This is a genomic window from Enhygromyxa salina (assembly GCF_002994635.1).
Classification (GTDB): domain Bacteria; phylum Myxococcota_A; class Polyangia; order Nannocystales; family Nannocystaceae; genus Plesiocystis; species Plesiocystis salina_B.
This window is the reverse complement of sequence record NZ_PVNL01000029.1, coordinates 13,071-30,815: the sequence shown is the minus strand read 5'-3', so window position 1 is coordinate 30,815 and position 17,745 is coordinate 13,071. Positions and strand designations below refer to the sequence as shown.

Here is a 17,745-nt window from a genome sequence, read left to right as displayed (position 1 = left end):
CGCCTACGATGGTGTCCGAATCTCGGTCGGATGTCATCCACCCAAGACAACCTCATTGGCAACCTGGCATCCAGGTTTGCAAATGTTCGGCGGCTCGGCGCGGGCGCCGAGGGTGGCACCTGGATCGCCAATGATGCTGGCGGTCGTACGGTTGTCCTCAAGCACGTGAGCGCCGACAGACGTGGCACCGTCGCGCGCGCCTTCGAGGTGTTGCGCGCGGTCTCGTCGCCCCACCTCCCGGCCGCCCTCGAGCTCGTCGAGGATCCACAGACCGGCGGGATCTGGCTGGTCACCCAGTTTGTCGACGGCCAGGTGCTCGCGCCCGGTCCCGCGCCGCTCGAGCAGGCGCTGGCCGAGGCGCTGGGGGTCGCGCTGGCGTTGGCGGCGATCCACGCGCTCGGCACCCACCACGGTGACGTCAGCGCCAACAACGTGATCGTCACGGGGACCCACGGGGTCGTGCTGACCGACCTCGGCCAGCTCGGGAGTCACGGGTGTGGGACGCCGGGCTTCCTGGCGCCCGAGGTGCTGGCCGGGCACGGGGGGCCGGCCGCGGATCGGTTCGGTGTCGGCTGCCTGCTGTGCCTGCGGCTGTTTGGGCAGGTGCCGTGGCGCAGCCCCGAGCGGCTGTTGGCGGTCGAGGGGGTCGACGGCGTCCGACGGCGGATCCGATCGCTCGCCGACGCGGCCGAGGTCTCACTGCCCGCGCCGCTGGTCTCGCTGCTCGAGCGCTTGCTCGATCCCACCCCCAGCGCGCGGGTCTCGGATCCCGAGCTGCTCGTGGCCCGGCTTCGGCAGCTGCATCGAGCCAGCTCGACCGGCGAGCTGCTCAGGGCTCAGCCTGCGTGGTGGCTGCCCAACCGATGGTCCTTCATTGGCGCTCGCGCCGAGCTGGTCGAGGCCGCCCGCGCGATCGAGCGAGGTGGCGCGCGGCTGGTCGCGGTCGTCGGCTCCGCTGGCAGCGGTCGCGCGCGGGTGATCGAAGAGTTGATCGCGCTGCTGCAGCTGTCGCGGACCCGCGATCCCGAGCGCGGCCTCACGGCGCAGCTGACCGACGCAGACACGCTCGCGCGCGAGCTGAACCGCGAGGCGGGTGACTCGGGCGGCTGGCTCGAGGCCTGGGTTGGATCGGGCCGGGCGTCGGCGACCCCGCGGGCGTGGGGCTTGAACCATGCGCCACCGTGGCCGGCCACGATCGCGTCGTCGATCGAGCTGCAGGCCGCGGTGCTGCGCGCAGGTGTTGGACTGGGCCAGGACCAGGACGCGCTGCTGCTGCCGGTCGAGCCCGAGCTCGGGCGCCTGCTCGTCGGCGCGAGCGCAGAGGATCCGGGGATCCTCATCGTCGGCGTCGAGCCGTGGACGCTCGCGCAGGTGCGTCGCTGCCTCGACGGCGTCGTCGAGCAGCAGTTCGCCAGCCACGACGAGCTCGATCGCTGGGCGCGAGCGCTCCACGAGGCGACCGGTGGCTGGCCCGCCAAGGTCGTGCGCGCGATCGAAGCGTTCGCCCGCGCCGGCGGGGAAGATCCAGATCGAGCCGCGCTCGAGCGGGCGTTGATCGCCTCCGACAGCGAGCCTCGCCTCGATCCACAGATCGCTCGCCGGGTGCTCGATCGTCGCTGGGGGCTGCCCGCCGAGCTGCCCGCCAGCTTGTGCGCGCGAGGTGAGCCGCTGGCCAGCGCCGTCGCGGCGGCGCGCGTCGGGCTTGGCGACGCTGTCGCTGCGTTGGCCGAGGCCACGCTCGCGCAGGTCCGCAGCCTCGGCGGCGTGGTCCCACTCGCCCTGGCGCTCGACGCCGACGACGCTGACGCGGTCGAGCGCTGTGTGCTCACCGTCGAGCCGGCCGATCAGGACCGGGCCAGCGAGCTGCCCAGTGACCTGGTCGACTGGCTCGAGCGCGGCGGCGCGCTGCGGGTCGGTCCGCGGCTGCGGCTTCGGGCGCTGCGCGAGTTGATCCGGCGAGGCCAGGCCGAGCGCGCGCTGGGGTTGTTCGAGGCGATCGCCGCGACCGGCACGCCGAGCCCGGCCGAGGGCCTCGAGGGCGTGCGGGCGCTCGAGCAGATCGGTCGTCCCCAAGACGCGATCGAGGCCGTGGATCAGCTGCTGCCGCGCACGGCCGGGCCCGACCGCGACCGGGCGTTGGGGCTGCGCTGGCGGGCCCTCGTCGACGCCGGACAGATCCCGCGGGCGCGCGCCGAGGCCGAAGCCTGGGCGCGGGAGATCGAGCTCGCGCCGAGCCACCCTTCGAACGGGGCGCCAAACCTGGCACCGAACGGGGCACCCAACCGGACACCAAACCGGGCCCCGAGCTGGCGCCGCGCGGTCGCGTGGCTGTGGGGCGGCCTGGCGGTGCTCTACAGCGGCGGCGAGGCCGGGCCGTGGCTCGACCGGGCGCTCGATGAGTGCGCGGGCGAGCACACCGGCGCGACCGCCCGAACGGTCGCGAGCTTGCGCGCGCGCGTGTATCAGCTGGAGGCCAACCTCGCCCAGGTCGCGGGGGAAGGGGAGCGGGCCCGCGAGCGCTACCGGGCGGCCGCCGACGCGTTCTCGCGCGCGGGTGAGGGCCTCGGCCGGGTGCTCGCCGAGGGCAGCCTGGCCTCGCTGGCGCTCGACGCAGGCGAGTACGAAGAGGCGCTGACCCGCGGACGTCGGGCGCTGCGGTGGTTCTTGGCCAGGGCGCAGGTCCAGACGCTGCCCGCGGTGTGCCTCAACCTGGTGCGGACCCTGGTCGCCGTCGGGGCGCTCGCCGAGGGTCGGCGGCTGCACGAGCTGAGTCGGCGCGTGGTGATGGCCAGCGCTGCCCACGGCGGGGTCTCACCGCTGGCGCGCGCGCGGCTGTGGCGGGCGGCGCTCGAGCTCGAGCTCGGCGCGCCGCCTGCCAAGCGCGAGGTCCACGACGTGTGGCGGACCGAGCTCGCTGGGCGGCTGGCCGAGTGCGCGAGCTCGCTGTGCTCGGCGGGCGCGACCGCTGAGAGCGTCGATGCCCACCTGAGCGCGGCGGCGCTGCTGCGGGTCGCGTCGCGGGCCGACGCGGCCCGGGCCCGACTCGACGCCGCGCGGCGGGTCGTGCTCGAGTCCGGGCAAGATCCCGCGCTGGCGCCCGCGCTGGCGCTCGCGCTCGAGTCACTCGCGCAGGCCCACGATCCCGATCAGCTCCGCGAGGCGTCGGCCGAGCTCGCGGCGCTGCCCTCACCCACGCAGCTGTGGGCCAGCGGTGAGCGCCTGCTGGCGTGGGCCTACGACCGCACGCTGCTCGGCGCGCTGCACCGCCACGGCTCGATCGGTGACCCGGCGGCGGCCTCGGTCGCGCGTCGTCTGCTCCGCTACCTGGAAGAACTCATGTCCAAGGCAACCCCGCTCGATCGTCGGTCCCTTCGTCAATCCCTGCTGTCCGAGGCCGGCGAGGCCGGGCCGCTGCGCGAGCTGGTGCGCGAGCTCGAGGCGATCGAGCACGAGGTCCCCGAGGCCGCGCTCGCGCCTGCAGCTCGAGACGAGCTTGGTCCTGCGCGCGGCGTCGACCGGCGCCGCGAACACGAGGGCGAGACCGTCCGGCTGCAGCAGCTGCTGCGCCTGTTTCGACGGCTCGCGCGGCACGACAGCCTCGAGCGGCTGCTCGAGCAGATCGTCGAGGCGATGATGGAGCTGACCGACGCCGAGCGCGGGGTCGTGTGCGTGGGCCAGGGCGAGCAGCGGATCGAGGTCGTGCGCGAGTTTGCGGCGGGCGGCGAGGGCGTGAGCTTCTCTCGCTCAGTCATCGATCGGGTGCTGGGGAGCGGGGAGCCGGTGCTCAGCGTCGACGCAGCGAGCGACGATCGGTTTGACGGCTCGCGCTCGATCAGCCACCTCAACCTGCGCTCGGTCCTGGCCGTGCCGCTCGTGTTTCGCGGCGAGCTGCTCGGGGCCGCCTACGTCGATCATCGCCTGCGCCGCGGAAACTTCGACGCGACGGATCTCTCGCACATGGAGGACTTCGCCGATCTGGCCGCGGTCGCGGTCGCCCAGGCCCGGGCGCTGGCGGCCGTGCGGACCCAGGCCCAGGAGCTCGAGCGCCAGCGGGCCGAGCTCGCCCAGCTGCTCGAGCGTCGCGAGGTCGCGCTGGTCAATCTGCGTGAGGAAGTCCGCGCTGGCCCCAAGCGCCGGGTCTACCGCGGCATGGTCGGCTCGTCGAAGCCGATGCAGCGGGTGTTTCGCCTGGTCGATCGGCTCGCTGACTCGGACGTACCCGTGGTGATCTACGGCGAGAGCGGCACGGGCAAGGAGCTGGTCGCGCGCGCGATCCATGACGGGGGCAGCCGGGCCGACAAGCCCTTCGTCGCCGAGAACTGCGGAGCGATCCCCGAGACTCTGCTCGAGAGCGTGCTGTTCGGCCACGTGCGCGGCGCGTTCACGGGCGCCCAGAGCTCGCGCCCGGGCCTGTTCGAGGCCGCCGACAGCGGGACGATCTTCCTCGATGAGATCGGCGAGACCAGCCCGGCGATGCAGACCAAGCTGCTGCGCGTGCTGCAAGAGGGGGAGGTCCGGCGGCTCGGCGAGACCAAGCCGCGCAAGGTCGACGTGCGGGTGATCGCGGCGAGCAACCGCGACCTCGCGGCGATGGTCGAGTCCGGGGCGTTCCGGCAGGATCTCTTCTACCGGATCAACGTGGTCAAGCTCGATCTGCCGGCCCTGCGAGACCGTCGCGAAGACGTCCCCGCGCTGGTCGAGCACTTCTTGGGTCGGCATCGGCGCGAGGCCGTCGAGCCGCTGGTGGTCAGCGCCAGCGCGCTGCGCAAGCTGGTCCGCTACCCGTGGCCCGGCAACGTGCGCGAGCTCGAGAACGAGGTCCAGCGTTGGCTCGCGCTGTGCGAAGAACGGGTCATGCCCGACGATCTCTCCCCCGCGATCGAGGGATCGGGCGGCGCCGGCGAGGTCGAGGATCCCGATGACCTCGAGCTGCGGCCCCGGGTCGAGCGGCTCGAGCGTGAGCTGATCGCCCGGGCGATGGAGCGGACCGGCAACAACCAGACCCAGTCCGCGCAGCTGCTCGGGCTGAGCCGCTACGGGCTGCAAAAGAAGCTCAAGCGGCTCGAGGCCGACTGAGGGCCGCCGCCCTTCGCTGTCAATCAAGTTGGCGACTGAGCTCGAACTATGCCAACCTATTTGCCGACCGCATCCTCCAGCTGCTTGAAATTACACGAGTTCGTGTACGCACGAGACTTGCTCACCTAGCCGGTACACCTGTGTCCAACCTCGAACAACCACGCAAGGGATCCGCGCGCGAGCGGCTGACTCGACTCGCGCCGCTCTCGTTGCCCGCGATCGCGCTCGTGGCCAGCGTCGTCATGGTCGGCTGCAACGAGACGACCTTCTTGGTCCCGCCACCCACGCTGCGTGGCATCGCGATCCCGCTGCCGCCACCGAGCATCGCGGACCAGGTGCTGGTCTACATCGACGTCGAGGGCAGCCTGCCCATGGGCTTCGATCACCCGAACAATCAGGCGTACCTGTACGAGTCGACGACCGAGCGGGGCTACTTCGTCGGCACCGACGGCCTCGAGTTCGTGGTTCAAGACGTGCTGATCAACGTCAACAACAACTGCCTCGAGACCTGGTTCATCGATGGTGTCGACGGTGAGGAGTCGTCGCTGGTCGCCTACAAGGCGGTCGTGCTCGAGGGCGATGAAGCCTGCGCGGCGCCGAGCTGCTCCGCGGTCGACGATGTCGGCGCGTGTGTGTGCCTGGAGAAGTGGACCACCGGCTGCGGCTGACTTCGGCCCCACCATCTCGGGCCCAAACAAAAAGCCCGCGGTTGCTGCCGCGGGCTTTGTTCGTGTGGGGCTCAGATCGAGGCCCCGAAGCTCCCTCGCTTACTCGAGGAAGTCTTCCGTGCCACCTTCGGCGGCCGGCTCTTCCGGGGGCGAGTCGGTGGCGGGGGCGGGGGCGGGCTCGCTGGTGCCGACGCTGACGCCACCGCTGGCCGCGGCCTCGCTCTGCTTCTTGCCACGCAGCTTCTGCTCGAGGCGGCTGCGCTTGGCCTTGGGCGGCAGGTAGAACGCGAACCCCAGGTTGAAGCTGACGTTGTGGCGCGCGACGCGGTCGCTGCCGCTGCCGCCGTTGACGACGACCGGCGGCACGTCCGTGATCGTCGCGTTGAGGCCGGCGTCGTTGTGGGCCACGACGATGTCGTGGACCTCGGGGTTGATGCTCATCCAGTCGGTGATGAACAAGTGCAGGCCGGCGCCGAAGCTGCCGCCCACGCGAACGCCCGTGTCGGGGCTCACCGGGTGCAGGAGACACTCGGAGTTGGCCTGGCCGGCCATGTTCTCGCAGTAGTTGTCGAGGCTGGGATCCGTGGAGTTCGGGATCTGAAGCAGCTCCGAGGTCGAGGTCGAGCCGAGATCGACGGGGTAGTGGCGCGACCAGTTGACGAGCCCCAGGCCACCGAAGATGTAGATGTCGTACTCGGTGAACACCGCCGAGAACAGGCCGAGCTTGCCGGCGAAGGGCGTGAACGCGAGGTCCAGGCTGGCCTGCCACTGCAGCTTGGTGAGGCCCGCGCGGAAGTCGTGGCGCAGCGCCGACGGGTTGTCGAGCTCGGACTGGGGCCGATACGGGCCCGCGGCGGACAGATCGACGCCCGCTGGGTCAGCGACGCCAGTCGGGAGACCGCCGTCGTTGAGGGCCTTGAGCAGCTTGCCTTCGACGTCGACGGCCCCGTACATGAACGAGCCGCGGATACCGATCCAGTCGGTGAAGTCGAAGCGAACCTTGGCGCCGACGAGGCCCTTGTGGACGAACGGCTGCGACAGGCTGATGCCGATCATCGGCACGATCTGGGCCCGGAACTTGCGGAGCTCGAGGCGATCGACGACGACTGGCTTGCCTTCCAGCACGCCTGGCTTCTTGGCCAAGGCCTCGCTGGGGAGCAGGAACATGCCTGCGCCACAGATTGCCGCCGCCGTGAGGGAGAGCTTGAGCGTCTTCTTCATGGTCACGTCACTCAGCGGCGGTAGGAGTAGTCAAACTTGGGTGGAAGGTAGAACGACGCCCCGACGAAGAACAGGACGTTGAACGCGAGGCGCTCACCGAGCGGCTGTGCCTTCGCTGCTGCGTAGGCGGCCGCCGGGTCGTTGAAGTTCGGGTTGTCGCCGGAGCCCGGGTTCACGCCGCGGGCCTGGGGCTCGTAGGCGTCGAAGAAGCCGAAGGTCCGCACGCCCAGGTTGACCGAGAACCAGTCGAGGTTCTGGATGTAGTAGCGGACGCCGACGGCGAAGTTCACCTGACCCGTGATGTGGTTGTACGGCACGGGGTGAACCGCCTGGAACCGGGGCAGGTTCTGGGTGTGGATCGCTCCGCCGCCGATCTGCAGGTACGACTCCCAGTGGAGCAGCAGCCGGTTGAACAGCGCGATCTTCCCGTAGAAGGGCTCGTACTGGTAGTCGAGGCTGGCCTGCCACAGGGTCTTGTTGGCCGTCAGCAGCAGACCCTCTTGGAACCGAATCCGATCGTACTGGGACGTCTTGGCGCCGAAGAAGGCGGTGCCGTTGATGCCCAAGGCCATGCGGTTGTTCAGCCAGAAGTTGATCTCGGCCCCGGCCGCCCAGTGGCGGACGAAGGGGTCGTTGATCGTCAGGCCAACCTGCGGCATCAACTCGATCCGGCGCTTCTTCTTGCCGGTGTTCGCGTCGACGTAGACGTTCAAGAACGCCTGCGGCTGGATGACGGTGATCTCCTTCTCGTCGATCTTCCGTTGATCTTCTTCGGACAGCGAGGCTGTGCCTTCGCTCGCCTCACCGACGGTACCTGTCGCGCCGACTTCGGTGGACGGGTCATCGCCGTCCCCCCCGTCGTCGAGGAAGCTGGTGTCGGCTGGGCCGCTGTCGCCGGTATCTTCCGGGACGGCGTCCATGTCATCTTCATCGAGGACTAGCTCGTCTTCGATACCCTCATCCGGCGGCGCAGACGCCAAGAGCGGGAGGGGGAAGGCACAGACCGCGATTGCGGTGAGGCCAGTCAAAAATCGTCGCATGCTCACCTCTGGAGAGGACTCGCTGGAGACAGTGGGCGGGGTGGGAAGCCGGTGCGGGAGTCGCGGCCGGCTCGTGAAGCTCGTGAAATCGCCGGTTGGGTAAGACCTGGGATCAGCACGGTGCTGATGTTTTGCCAGGGACTTGTGGCAAACCCAACCATGAATTTCGGCGCGGAACGTATCATAGGGTAAGCCGACTCACAACCGCCGTCAGCGGTGGAAGTGGACTCGTCCACAGTAGCGCAAGCTATTGAAATAATGAGAAAAATTGGAGATCTGGGGGGCTGGACCGGTGGACCCGGCGTAAGCGACCTCGCACATGGTTTCGACACCAGGAGCGAGGCCGATCTCGCTTTCGCGAGTAGTGCAAAACACGCACGGGGACATGTGATCAGTCTTCCCCGTTTTCGGCGTCCTCGGCATCGGGCCTGAACAGGACCTCACAAAATGCCTCGGGATCGAAGCGGCGTAGATCATCGACTGCCTCACCAATCCCGATGTACCGGATCGGCACCTGCAGCTCGTCGACGACGCCGAGCACGACGCCACCTTTCGCGGTGCCGTCGAGCTTGGTGAGCACCAGCCCGGTGAAGTTCATGGTCTCCTTGAACAGCTGGGCCTGCGCCAGCGCGTTCTGGCCGATCGTCGCGTCGAGCACCAAGAAGGTGTCGTGCGGCTCGAGCTCCTCGCGTCCCTTGGACAGGGCCTTCGACGCCGCGCGGCCCATCTTGCCGAGCTCGTCCATCAGCTCCTTGCGGGTGTGCAGTCGCCCCGCGGTGTCACACAAGATCACGTCGTAGCCCTGTTCGCGACCCTTGGAGATCCCGTCGAACAACACCGAGCTTGGATCGGCGCCGTCCTTGCCGAGGTGGATGTCACAGCCGACCCGCTGGGCCCAGACCTCGAGCTGCTCGCCGGCGGCGGCACGGAAGGTGTCGCCCGCGACCATGAGGGTCTTGCGTCCGGCCTCGACGTGACGGGCCGCGAGCTTGCCGATCGTCGTGGTCTTGCCGACGCCGTTGACCCCGATCATCAAGAGCGTGTACGGGCCGACCGCTGGCGTGTAGTCGAGCGGCTTGGCCTCGATCTCGAGCACATCGAGGGCCTTTTGGCGGATGACCCCCCACACCGCGTCGGGATCGGCGACCTCCTTCTTGTCGAGCTCCGCGGTCACGGACTCGAGCAGGGTCATCGCCGTCTTGGCGCCGATGTCGGCGGTGAACAGCACCTCTTCGATGTCATCCTTGAGATCGTCGCTGACCTTGGGCCGACCCTTGAACAGCCGGGCGAGCCGCGCGACGAACCCACGCTTGGTCTTCTTCAGGCCTTGACGATAGCGGTCCCGCTCGGACTTCTTGTTCTCGAGCTCGGTCTGCTCGCGCTCTTCGCGAGTCGCCACCTTCGGCTTGTCGACCGGCATCGCAACAGGCGCGCGCTCTGGCTCTGGCTCTGGCTCTGGCTCCGGCTCTGGCTTGGCGAGCTCTGGCTCTGGCTCTGGCTTGGCGAGCTCTGGCTCTGGCTTGGCGGGCTCGGGCGCGGGCTCTGGTTTGGCGAGCTCGGGCGCGGGCTCTGGCTTGGCGGGCTCGGGAGCGGAGACCGGCGGCGTGAGCGGGGGGATCGTCGTCGGCTTCTTGATCGACGGCGGCGGTGAGAAGGTCGGCGGCGGAGCGAACCGCGGAAACGCTGGTTTCTCGGCGGGCTTCGGCGCCTCCGCGAACGGATCTTCGGCAGCGGGCTCAGCTGGCGGAGCGTCGGGTGTGGCGTCCGGCTCGGCGTCCGGCTTGGCCGCGGGCTCGTCCGCTGCGTCCGCTGCGTCGGGCTCGTCCGGTTGTTCGGGCTCGGCCGGTTGTTCGGGCTCGGCCGGCTTGGGCTCGGCCGTTGGCTCGGGCTTCGGTTCGGGTTCGGGTTCGGGGGCGGCCGCGTCGCGGTCCGGCTCTGCGGCGGGCGCAGCCTGCTTGTCCGGTCCCAGCGCATCTTGCGACTCGGCGGGCGGGAGCGCTTGCTTCGGCCGCGCGACAAACCAGACGATCGCGGCTACGGCGAGCGCGACGACGACATAGATGATGATCTCTCCAGGTCCCATCGGGCTTCCGGGCGGCAGTAGGCCACCGGGGGCGCGCCTCGTCAACGCTGGCACGGCATCCGGCTTCTCTGGGGGGATCTCGCGGGAGATCGCGTCGGCTAAGATCTCGCCTGGCGGGCCCACCCATTTCGAGCATCATGCGAGCGAACCCACGAGATCGCCCCGGGACACGTCATAGGACGCCAGAATCTCGTTCGCGGGGAGCCTGCGGCCCGCTCGGGGATGCTGAACGTCGAACCCTTTTCGGGGGGCCACCGACTCTGCTACCTGACATCCCCGTGCTCGCGCGGCTCTAGCACGCGACGGACACGACTCGGCCCACCATCATGCGCATCAAGAAGATCGAGGTCGTCGGATTCAAGTCCTTCGCCGAGCGAGAGGTCGTCGTGCTCGACGACCACGTGACGGGCGTGATCGGCCCCAACGGCTGCGGCAAGTCCAACATCGTCGACGCGATGCGCTGGTGTCTGGGCGAGCAGCGCGCCAAGCACCTGCGCGGCAGCGGCATGGCCGACGTGATCTTCGCGGGCACCAGCACCCGTGGACCGGCCGGCATGGCCGAGGTCACGATCGTGTTCGAGAACAGCGGCGACAGCCCGGCCGCGTTCATGCGCTTCTCGGAGATCGCGGTCACCCGTCGGTTGTTCCGCGACGGGGCCAGCGAGTACCTCATTAACAAGGTTCCGTGCCGGCTCCGCGACATCAACGACATGTTGATGGGCAGCGGCGTCTCGGCCAAGAGCGGCTACTCGATCATCGAGCAGGGCCGGGTCTCGCAGATCGTCACCAGCAAGCCCGAGAGCCGCCGCCAGGTGATCGACGAGGCCGCGGGGATCACCAAGTTCAAGCAGCAAAAGCACCAGGCCGAGCGCAAGATCGAGCAGACCCGTCAGAACCTGCTGCGGGTCACCGACGTGATCGGTGAGCTCGAGGGCCGGCTGGGCACGCTCAAGCGCCAGGCCCAGAAGGCCGAGCGCTACAAGCGATATCGCAGCGAGCTGCGCGATCTCGAATTGTGGAACGCCAGCCACAAGCTGCTCGAGCTGCGCGCGACCGCCCGGGTGCTCGAGCAGCGCCGCGCCGCGCTCGACGAGCGGGTCGAGGATCTGCGCCACGACTCGGCCGCGATCGAGACCCGGCTCGAGGCCGATCGGGTCGCGCTGCGCGAGGTCGAGACCGAGCTCTCGCGTCAGCAAGAGGCCCTCTACGAGCTAGAGAACCGCATCCAGCTGATCGAGCAGGACCGCCGCTACAAGCTGCAGGAGCAAGAGGGGCTGCGCCGCTCGGCGGATCAGAGCCGCGCCGAGCGGGACGCGGTCACGCGTGGATCCGACAGCCTCGAGCGTGAGCTGGCCGAGGTCAAGGAGCAGCAGGCCACGCTCGGTGAGGGTGACGGCGGCGAGGGGCTCGAGGCCCAGGCCAGCCGGCTCGGCGCCGAGCTCGACGAGATCACGGCCAGCCTTCGCAGCGAGCGGGAGCTGCTCGAGCAACGCCGCCGCGAGCTCGCGCGCACCCAGCAGCGCAGCGCCACGCTCGAGGCCACGATCCTGTCGCGGACCGAGAGCGTGGCCGAGCTGCGCGAGCGGGCCGAGGTCATGGCCGCCGAGGCCAGCGCGCTCGAGCAGAGCACCGACAGCGACTCCAGCCGGCTCGAGGCCGCCCAGGCCGAGCTCACGCAGATCGTGGAGCGGCTCGAGGGCGTCCGCGAGCGCCGATCCAGCTTGGATCGCGAGCGCGTGGAGCTGCGCGAGCGGCTGCGCCCGGCCGAGGTCGAGGTCGAGACGGCGCGCAAGGAGCTGATGCGCGCGCGCTCGCGGCTGCAGTCGCTCGAAGAGATCCAGTCGCGCTACCAGGCCTGCCAGAGCGGCGTGCAGGTGGTGATGGAGCACCGAGAGGCGCTCGCGGAGTACGGCGCGCAGCTGTCGGCTTCGGCGGGGCTGCACGGGGCTGAGCTGGGCGCTGGCGCGGCTGGGCCGACGCTCAGCCCTGGAGTCCGTGGGATCCACGGGATCCATGGGATCCATGGGATCATGGCCGACTTCATCACCGCGCCCGCGCACCTCGAGTCGGCGGTCTCCGCCGTGCTCGGTGACCGGCTGCAGGGGGTGGTCGTCGACGCGCCGGTCACCGGTGCCAGCGGCGTGGAGCTGCTCAAGCACCTCAAAGAGGGCCGCACGACCTTCTTGCCGGTCTCGTCCGGATGGTCGCGCGAGCAGGTCTCGGGTGAGGACGCGACGCCACGCGACGGACGGCCGCTCGGCTGGAGCGCGCCCGAGCGCGGGTCGGCGGGGCGGATCGAGGTCGTCGATCTTGTCTCCGATCTGGTCACCGATCCGGTCGCCAATCCGGCTGGGGCTGCAGCGCCCGTCGAGCAACGAACCATCGAAGATCAGCTCGAGCAGGGGATCTCGACACCGGACGCAGACTCGGTCGCGATCGAGCACGCCGCGGCACAGATCGATCTCGACACCACCGCCGACGACTCGTCCGAATCAACGCTCGCCGCGGGCGAACCACAGACTTCGCTCGGGGACGCGGCACCGGTCTCCCCGCTGATCGAGCCAGCGCCAGCGCCAGCACCGGCTGCGTTCGAGGTCGCGGCCAAGCCCGCCGGGCCCAAGCCCGACGCTCTGGGGGCCCTGCGCGGCGTCGAGGGGGTCGTGGGCCGGCTCAGCGAGCTCGTCGAGGTCGAGCCGCAGCTGCATGATCTCGTCGAGGTCCTGCTCGGGGAGACGGTCGTTGTCGATCGGCTCGCGCGGGCGCTCGAGCTGTGGCATCGCCTGCGTCGCGAGCTGCCCGCGGCCGGTCGGGTCCCGCACACGCTGGTGACCCTCGACGGCGATCGCATCGAGCCCAGCGGCGTGGTCGTCGGTGGTTCCCGCGACGCGATCGACTCGGCGCTGCTCCAACAAAAGCGCGAGATCGGGGAGCTGCAGGCGATCGTCACCGAGCTCGAGGTCACGCTGACGGACGCGCAGCAGCGTCGCCAGGCCCTCGCCGAGCGGCTCGACGAGGTCGAGCGTGGCCGCGAGGTCGGCGAGGCCGAGCTGCTCGAGGCCGAGAAGGCCCGGGTGCTCGCGGTCCGCGAGGTCTCGGCGATCGAAGAGGCGGGCGTTCGCCTGCATCGCCAGGTCGAGCAGCTGCAGCGGGGACGCGCCGAGCTCGAGCTGACCCTCGAGCAGCGTCAGGCCGAGCGCCTGGATCTCGAGGAAGAGCTGGCCGAGCTGCGCGAGCGCAGCCCCGAGCTCGAGGACGAGGCGGCCGAGGTCGAGCAGCGCGTCGAGGTGTTCGCCGACGCCCGCGAGCAGGTCAGCACCTCGCTGACCGAGATCAAGGTCGCGCTCGCGAGCTGGCAAGAGCAGCGCAACGCCCTGGCTTCGGCGGCGCTCCGGCTCGGCAAGCAGATCACCAGCGAGCGCGACCGGGCCCGCCGCCTGGGCGAGGCGGCCGACGAGGCCGACGCTCGGATCGCTACCCTGGGTGAGGCGGTCGAGGCCATGGCCGTCGAGCACGCGACCTTGCTCGACCAACACAAGCTCACGACCGCGGCCAAGCACGACGCCGCCGAGGCCCACGACGCCGCGGTGCTGCGCGTCGACGAGCTCGAGCTGTCGATCCGGGATCGCCGGCGGCAGCTCGAGGATCAGCGCGAGCAGCTGCAAGAGGTCGAGCTGGGTCTGCGCGAGCTGGTGCTCGAGCGCCAGCACCTCGAGGCCGACATTCGTGATCGCTTCGACGTCGAGCTGCGCACCATGCTGGTCGACTTCCACGACCGCGCGCTGGCGACCGCGAGCGAGCGTGAGCGGATCCGCGAGCTCAAGCGGATCTTGTCGCGCATGGGCGAGGTCAACCTCACGGCGATCGGCGAGTACGAGGAGGTCTCGGGTCGCTACGAGTACCTGTCGAGCCAGCGCAAGGATCTCGAGGACGCGGTCAACCAGCTGCAAGAGGCGATCGATCGGATCAACGCGACGACCAAGGAGCGGTTCGCCGAGACCTTCGCGGCCGTCAACGAGATGTTCCAGCGCCTGTTCCCGCGCCTGTTCAACGGCGGTCAGGCCAAGCTGGTGCTCACGGATCCGACCGACATGTTGACGACCGGCGTCGACATCCTGGCCCAGCCGCCCGGCAAGAAGGTCGCCAACCTCGAGCTCTTGTCAGGTGGCGAGAAGGCCCTGACCGCCGTCAGCCTGATCTTTGGGATCTTCCTGATCAAGAGCAGCCCGTTTTGCTTGCTCGACGAGGTCGACGCCCCGCTCGACGAGGCCAACGTCGGTCGATTCTGCGATCTGGTCCGCGAGCTGGCCCAGGGCACGCAGTTCATCATCATCACGCACAACAAGCGGACGATGGAGATCGCGGACCGGCTCTACGGCGTGACCATGCAGCAGCGAGGCGTCTCGAAGCTGGTGTCGGTCAACATGCGCCGCGCGATCGCAGAAGCGATGGTCAGCTAGCTGGCTGGGGCTCAGGCCTCCTGCGCGAGCGCGGCGACTTGCTCGGGAAACCGGCGCTCGAGCGCGCGCACGGCCAGGTAGAACAGCGGCGTGTCGAGCAGGGCGATCGTCCACTTGAACAGCAGCCCGTCGAGGAACAGCTTGGGGAGGTTCTCCCAGGTGATCCCGGCCGCGCTGAAGCTGGCGAGCAGCGCGAGCACCACGAAGGTGTCGACCAGCTGCGAAGTGATCGTCGAGGCGTTGTTGCGCAGCCACAGGTGCTTGCCCATCGTCACCCGCTTCCAGAAGTGGAACAGGCGGATGTCGATGAACTGGGCGGTCAGGTAGGCCATCATCGACGCGAACACGGCGACCTTGGACAGGCCGAACACCCCGTGAAAGGTCTCGCTGCCGATCCCGAACTCGGCGCTGGGGGCAAGATCCGCGAGCTCGACGAGGCCGGTGGTGAAGATGCTGGCGACGAGGCCCGCGAGCACGACCTGGTTGGCGCGGCGGGCCCCGTAGATCTCCGAGAGGACGTCGGTGACCAGGAAGGTGAGCGGGTAGGCGATGATCCCGACGGACTGGCGGAACACGTGGGTACCCCCGCCCGGGAGCGGGATCTCGACCATGAAAAACTTCTGGAAGATCAGGTTGCAGGCGACCAGCGCGGCGATGAACAGGCCCGCGAGGACCAGGTAGGTCTGCTCGTAGGCGTCGCCGCGCATGCGCGGGAGATGATCGGGTGGCTCAGTCATCGGGGGTGGGGGGCGCAGCGGGGATCGAAGCGGGCAGGGCGGCGCGCTTGGCCAGCGGCCAGCTGATCGCGCTGAGCAGACCAAAGGAAGCGATCACACCGACGCGCTGGGCGAGCACGAACAAGCTGATCGCGACGCTGGCGAGGCCGACCCAGCCGAGCCCGACGACCCAGCCGGCCTCGAGCACCCCGAGCCCGCCAGGCGTGAGCCCGAGCATGCCAGCGAGCTGCGCGACCGGGGTCGCCCCGGCCATTTGATCCCAGCTGACCTGAATGCCGACCGCGCGGGCGATGCCCCAGAACTGGACGACGACCGCGGCGAAGCGCAGCAGGCTGTAGGTCGCGACCTTGGCCGCGAGCGCGGCGTCGACGGTGGGCGCGGCGTCGAGCTCTCGCTTGGAGTCGGTCTCGATCTGCTTGCGCCGCCATCGAGCGACGCGCAGCTTCAGCCACAAGTACAGGCGCAGGGCCACGCCGACGGCGGGCCGAAGCAGCGGGATCGCCAGGGCCAGGAACCCCAGGCAGAACAGCGCGAGGCTGACGAGCGGGCTCACCGGGAGCCAGCCGTCGCGCACGCACAGCGCCCAGGTCAGCAACACCAGCGGCAGCGCGGCGTCGAAGATCCGCTCGAGCACGACCTGGGTGGCGGCGTGACCGAGGCTGCGCTCGCTGCCGGCCGAGCGCAGGGCCATGCCGCGGCCAACCAGGTCCATGGCGAGCGTCGAGGTGAACTGGCCGATCAGGCGGGTGACGACGAGCCCGTAGAAGTACGCGACGAAGGGCAGCTTGGTCCCGCCCATGACTTCGGCCAGCAGCCGCCAGCGCGCGGCGGTCACGAAGCTCGCGAGCGTGGTCCCGAGCACCCCGACCAGGGCCCAGCCAAGGTGAAGATCGACGCTCGCGGCCAGCTCGCCCCAGTTCGGCGCGAGCCAGCGCAGGACCACCACGAACAGGGCCGCGCCGACGATGAAGCGCAGCGCGGCCTCGAGTCGACGCCGGGCCGGCCGCTCCGTGGCCGCGAGCTGCTCGTCGATCGTCTTGGTCATCAGCTGTGTGGGTCACTCGGCTCGGTGCCGGGCGAGGTGTCGGGGGGCGCCGAGGGCGACCCGCTGAGCGTAGCCCGCCAGTCGAGGGCGAGCATGCGCTGGGCGATGACGCCCAGGACCACGCCCATGCTCAGCTGGGTCACGAACATCCAAAAGATGAACACGCTGCCCTGCTCGTGGACCACCGCTTCGCTCACGAACATGCTCAGGCCCAGGATCATGCCGTAGTGGAAGATGCCGAACTGCCCGGGGCCGCCCGGGATCAGCAGCGAGATGCCGAGCACCGACATCATCGCGAGCGCGGCCGGGAACGAGATGTCGAGCCCGCAGCCACGCGCGAGCAGCCAGGTGCCGAGCGCGTTTGCGCCCCAGTAGGCGACGGTCCCGGCCAGGAACTTGAGCAGCGGCGCGACCGAGGGCAGCGCGGCGAGGCCCTCGGCGACGCTGCGGGCGAGCAGCTCGAGCTTGTCGGCGAGCCGGGGGATCACCCGGCCGATCGTCGCCGCGACCAGCCGACCCACGCGGACCGGTGACAGCGCCATCGCCAGCAGGACCACGAGCACGGCGAACAGTCCGCCGCTGGCGAGCAGCCCGAGCGAGCGCAGGCGCTCGACGGCGAGCGCCTGCTCGCCGTGGACCTCGGGCAGCAGCGGCAGCGAGGCGAAGAACAGGCCGCACACGAACAGGCCGTCGACGACCCGCTCGATCGCGACGGTGCCGAGCGCCTGACCAACGCCGATCTTGCTCTTCTGGGCCAGGAACAAGGGCCGCGCGAGCTCGCCGAGCCGCAGCGGCAACACCATGATCCACATGGTCCCCGCCATCGACACGGGCAGGGTGGTCCGCAGTCCGATCGACTCTTCGCGCGGATCGGCGAGCGGTGCGACCAAGTAGTGCCAGCGCCCAGCTCGAAACACGAAGTAGGCGACCAGCGTGGCGAGGTAGCTGGGCAGCACCCACGCGGGGACCCACGGATCAGGCGGGACCAGCTCGATGCGTCGGATCAGCGCGAAGCAAAACCCCGCGCCAATGACCAACGAAAGCGACAGACGAAGCCACCACTGTCGCTGGGTGCTTCGCCTGCCGTCGCTCATCTTGGCGTGGGCGCTCGGCCCGTCCGGCCTCACTTCTTGAAGCGGCTCGGGAAGTCGTCGCCGAAGGTCTTGTCTTTGTGGATCTCGCGGGCCCGGGCGATCAGCACGGACTCGTCTTCGCGAATGTTTGGATCCGGGAGGCAGCACTCGACCGGGCAGACCGCTTGGCACGCCTCGTACTCGTGGAAGCCGACGCACTCGGTGCACAGCTTCGGATCGATGACGTAGATCTCGTCGCCCTCGGAGATGGCCTCGTTGGGGCACTCGGGCTCGCAAGCGCCACAGTTGATGCACTCTTCGGTGATGTGGGTGGCCATTCGTGTC

General features: G+C 69.6%; 10 protein-coding genes. 3 read left to right on the top strand and 7 right to left on the bottom strand.

What is annotated here, in order from left to right:
• Nucleotides 1-30 precede the first annotated feature (30 nt).
• Together ENSA7_RS04895 and ENSA7_RS04890 are read left to right on the top strand one after the other, a co-directional pair.
• Entirely contained in the window at nt 31-5,076 is a 5,046-nt protein-coding gene (locus ENSA7_RS04895) for a sigma 54-interacting transcriptional regulator (protein WP_181233169.1), read from the top strand.
• 140 nt (nt 5,077-5,216) lie between these two features.
• On the top strand, nt 5,217-5,744 hold the full coding sequence (locus ENSA7_RS04890) for a hypothetical protein (RefSeq protein WP_106088024.1): 528 nt from the start codon (nt 5,217-5,219) through the stop codon (nt 5,742-5,744).
• Between the two features lie 99 nt (nt 5,745-5,843).
• Here the strand turns inward: ENSA7_RS04890 and ENSA7_RS04885 are convergent, their stop codons facing one another.
• The 3 genes from ENSA7_RS04885 to ftsY all read right to left on the bottom strand — a co-directional run bounded on the left by ENSA7_RS04885 (nt 5,844) and on the right by ftsY (nt 10,088).
• On the bottom strand, nt 5,844-6,965 hold the full coding sequence (locus ENSA7_RS04885; protein WP_106088023.1) for a porin family protein: 1,122 nt from the start codon (nt 6,963-6,965) through the stop codon (nt 5,844-5,846).
• Between the two features lie 11 nt (nt 6,966-6,976).
• Entirely contained in the window at nt 6,977-7,885 is a 909-nt protein-coding gene (locus ENSA7_RS04880) for an outer membrane beta-barrel domain-containing protein (RefSeq protein WP_181233167.1), read from the bottom strand.
• Nucleotides 7,886-8,396: 511 nt separating this feature from the next.
• Nucleotides 8,397-10,088 carry a signal recognition particle-docking protein FtsY gene (ftsY, locus tag ENSA7_RS43195; RefSeq protein ID WP_106088021.1) on the bottom strand — a complete coding sequence of 564 codons (1,692 nt, stop codon included), beginning with the start codon at nt 10,086-10,088 and terminating at the stop codon, nt 8,397-8,399.
• A 326-nt stretch (nt 10,089-10,414) separates the two neighbouring features.
• Between ftsY and ENSA7_RS04870 the strand changes: the two genes are divergently transcribed.
• Nucleotides 10,415-14,545 carry a chromosome segregation protein SMC gene (locus ENSA7_RS04870; RefSeq protein WP_106088020.1) on the top strand — a complete coding sequence of 1,377 codons (4,131 nt, stop codon included), beginning with the start codon at nt 10,415-10,417 and terminating at the stop codon, nt 14,543-14,545.
• Between the two features lie 11 nt (nt 14,546-14,556).
• Here ENSA7_RS04870 and ENSA7_RS04865 read toward each other — a convergent pair whose 3' ends face one another.
• From ENSA7_RS04865 to ENSA7_RS04850, 4 genes are read right to left on the bottom strand one after another with little or no spacing between them, the layout of a single operon-like run.
• Nucleotides 14,557-15,282, bottom strand: a complete 726-nt coding sequence (locus tag ENSA7_RS04865) for a queuosine precursor transporter (RefSeq protein WP_106088019.1) — start codon at nt 15,280-15,282, stop codon at nt 14,557-14,559.
• Nucleotides 15,275-16,327: a lysylphosphatidylglycerol synthase transmembrane domain-containing protein gene (locus ENSA7_RS04860; protein WP_106088018.1), complete on the bottom strand. Its 1,053-nt coding sequence runs from the start codon at nt 16,325-16,327 to the stop codon at nt 15,275-15,277. The genes ENSA7_RS04865 and ENSA7_RS04860 overlap by 8 nt, the downstream gene beginning before the upstream one ends.
• Entirely contained in the window at nt 16,327-17,454 is a 1,128-nt protein-coding gene (locus tag ENSA7_RS04855) for a lysylphosphatidylglycerol synthase transmembrane domain-containing protein (RefSeq protein WP_106088017.1), read from the bottom strand. Before ENSA7_RS04855 ends, ENSA7_RS04860 begins: the two co-directional genes overlap by 1 nt.
• Nucleotides 17,451-17,738 (bottom strand): YfhL family 4Fe-4S dicluster ferredoxin, encoded by a 288-nt coding sequence (locus ENSA7_RS04850; protein ID WP_106088016.1) that lies wholly within the window; start codon nt 17,736-17,738, stop codon nt 17,451-17,453. The genes ENSA7_RS04855 and ENSA7_RS04850 overlap by 4 nt, the downstream gene beginning before the upstream one ends.
• Nucleotides 17,739-17,745: the final 7 nt, after the last annotated feature.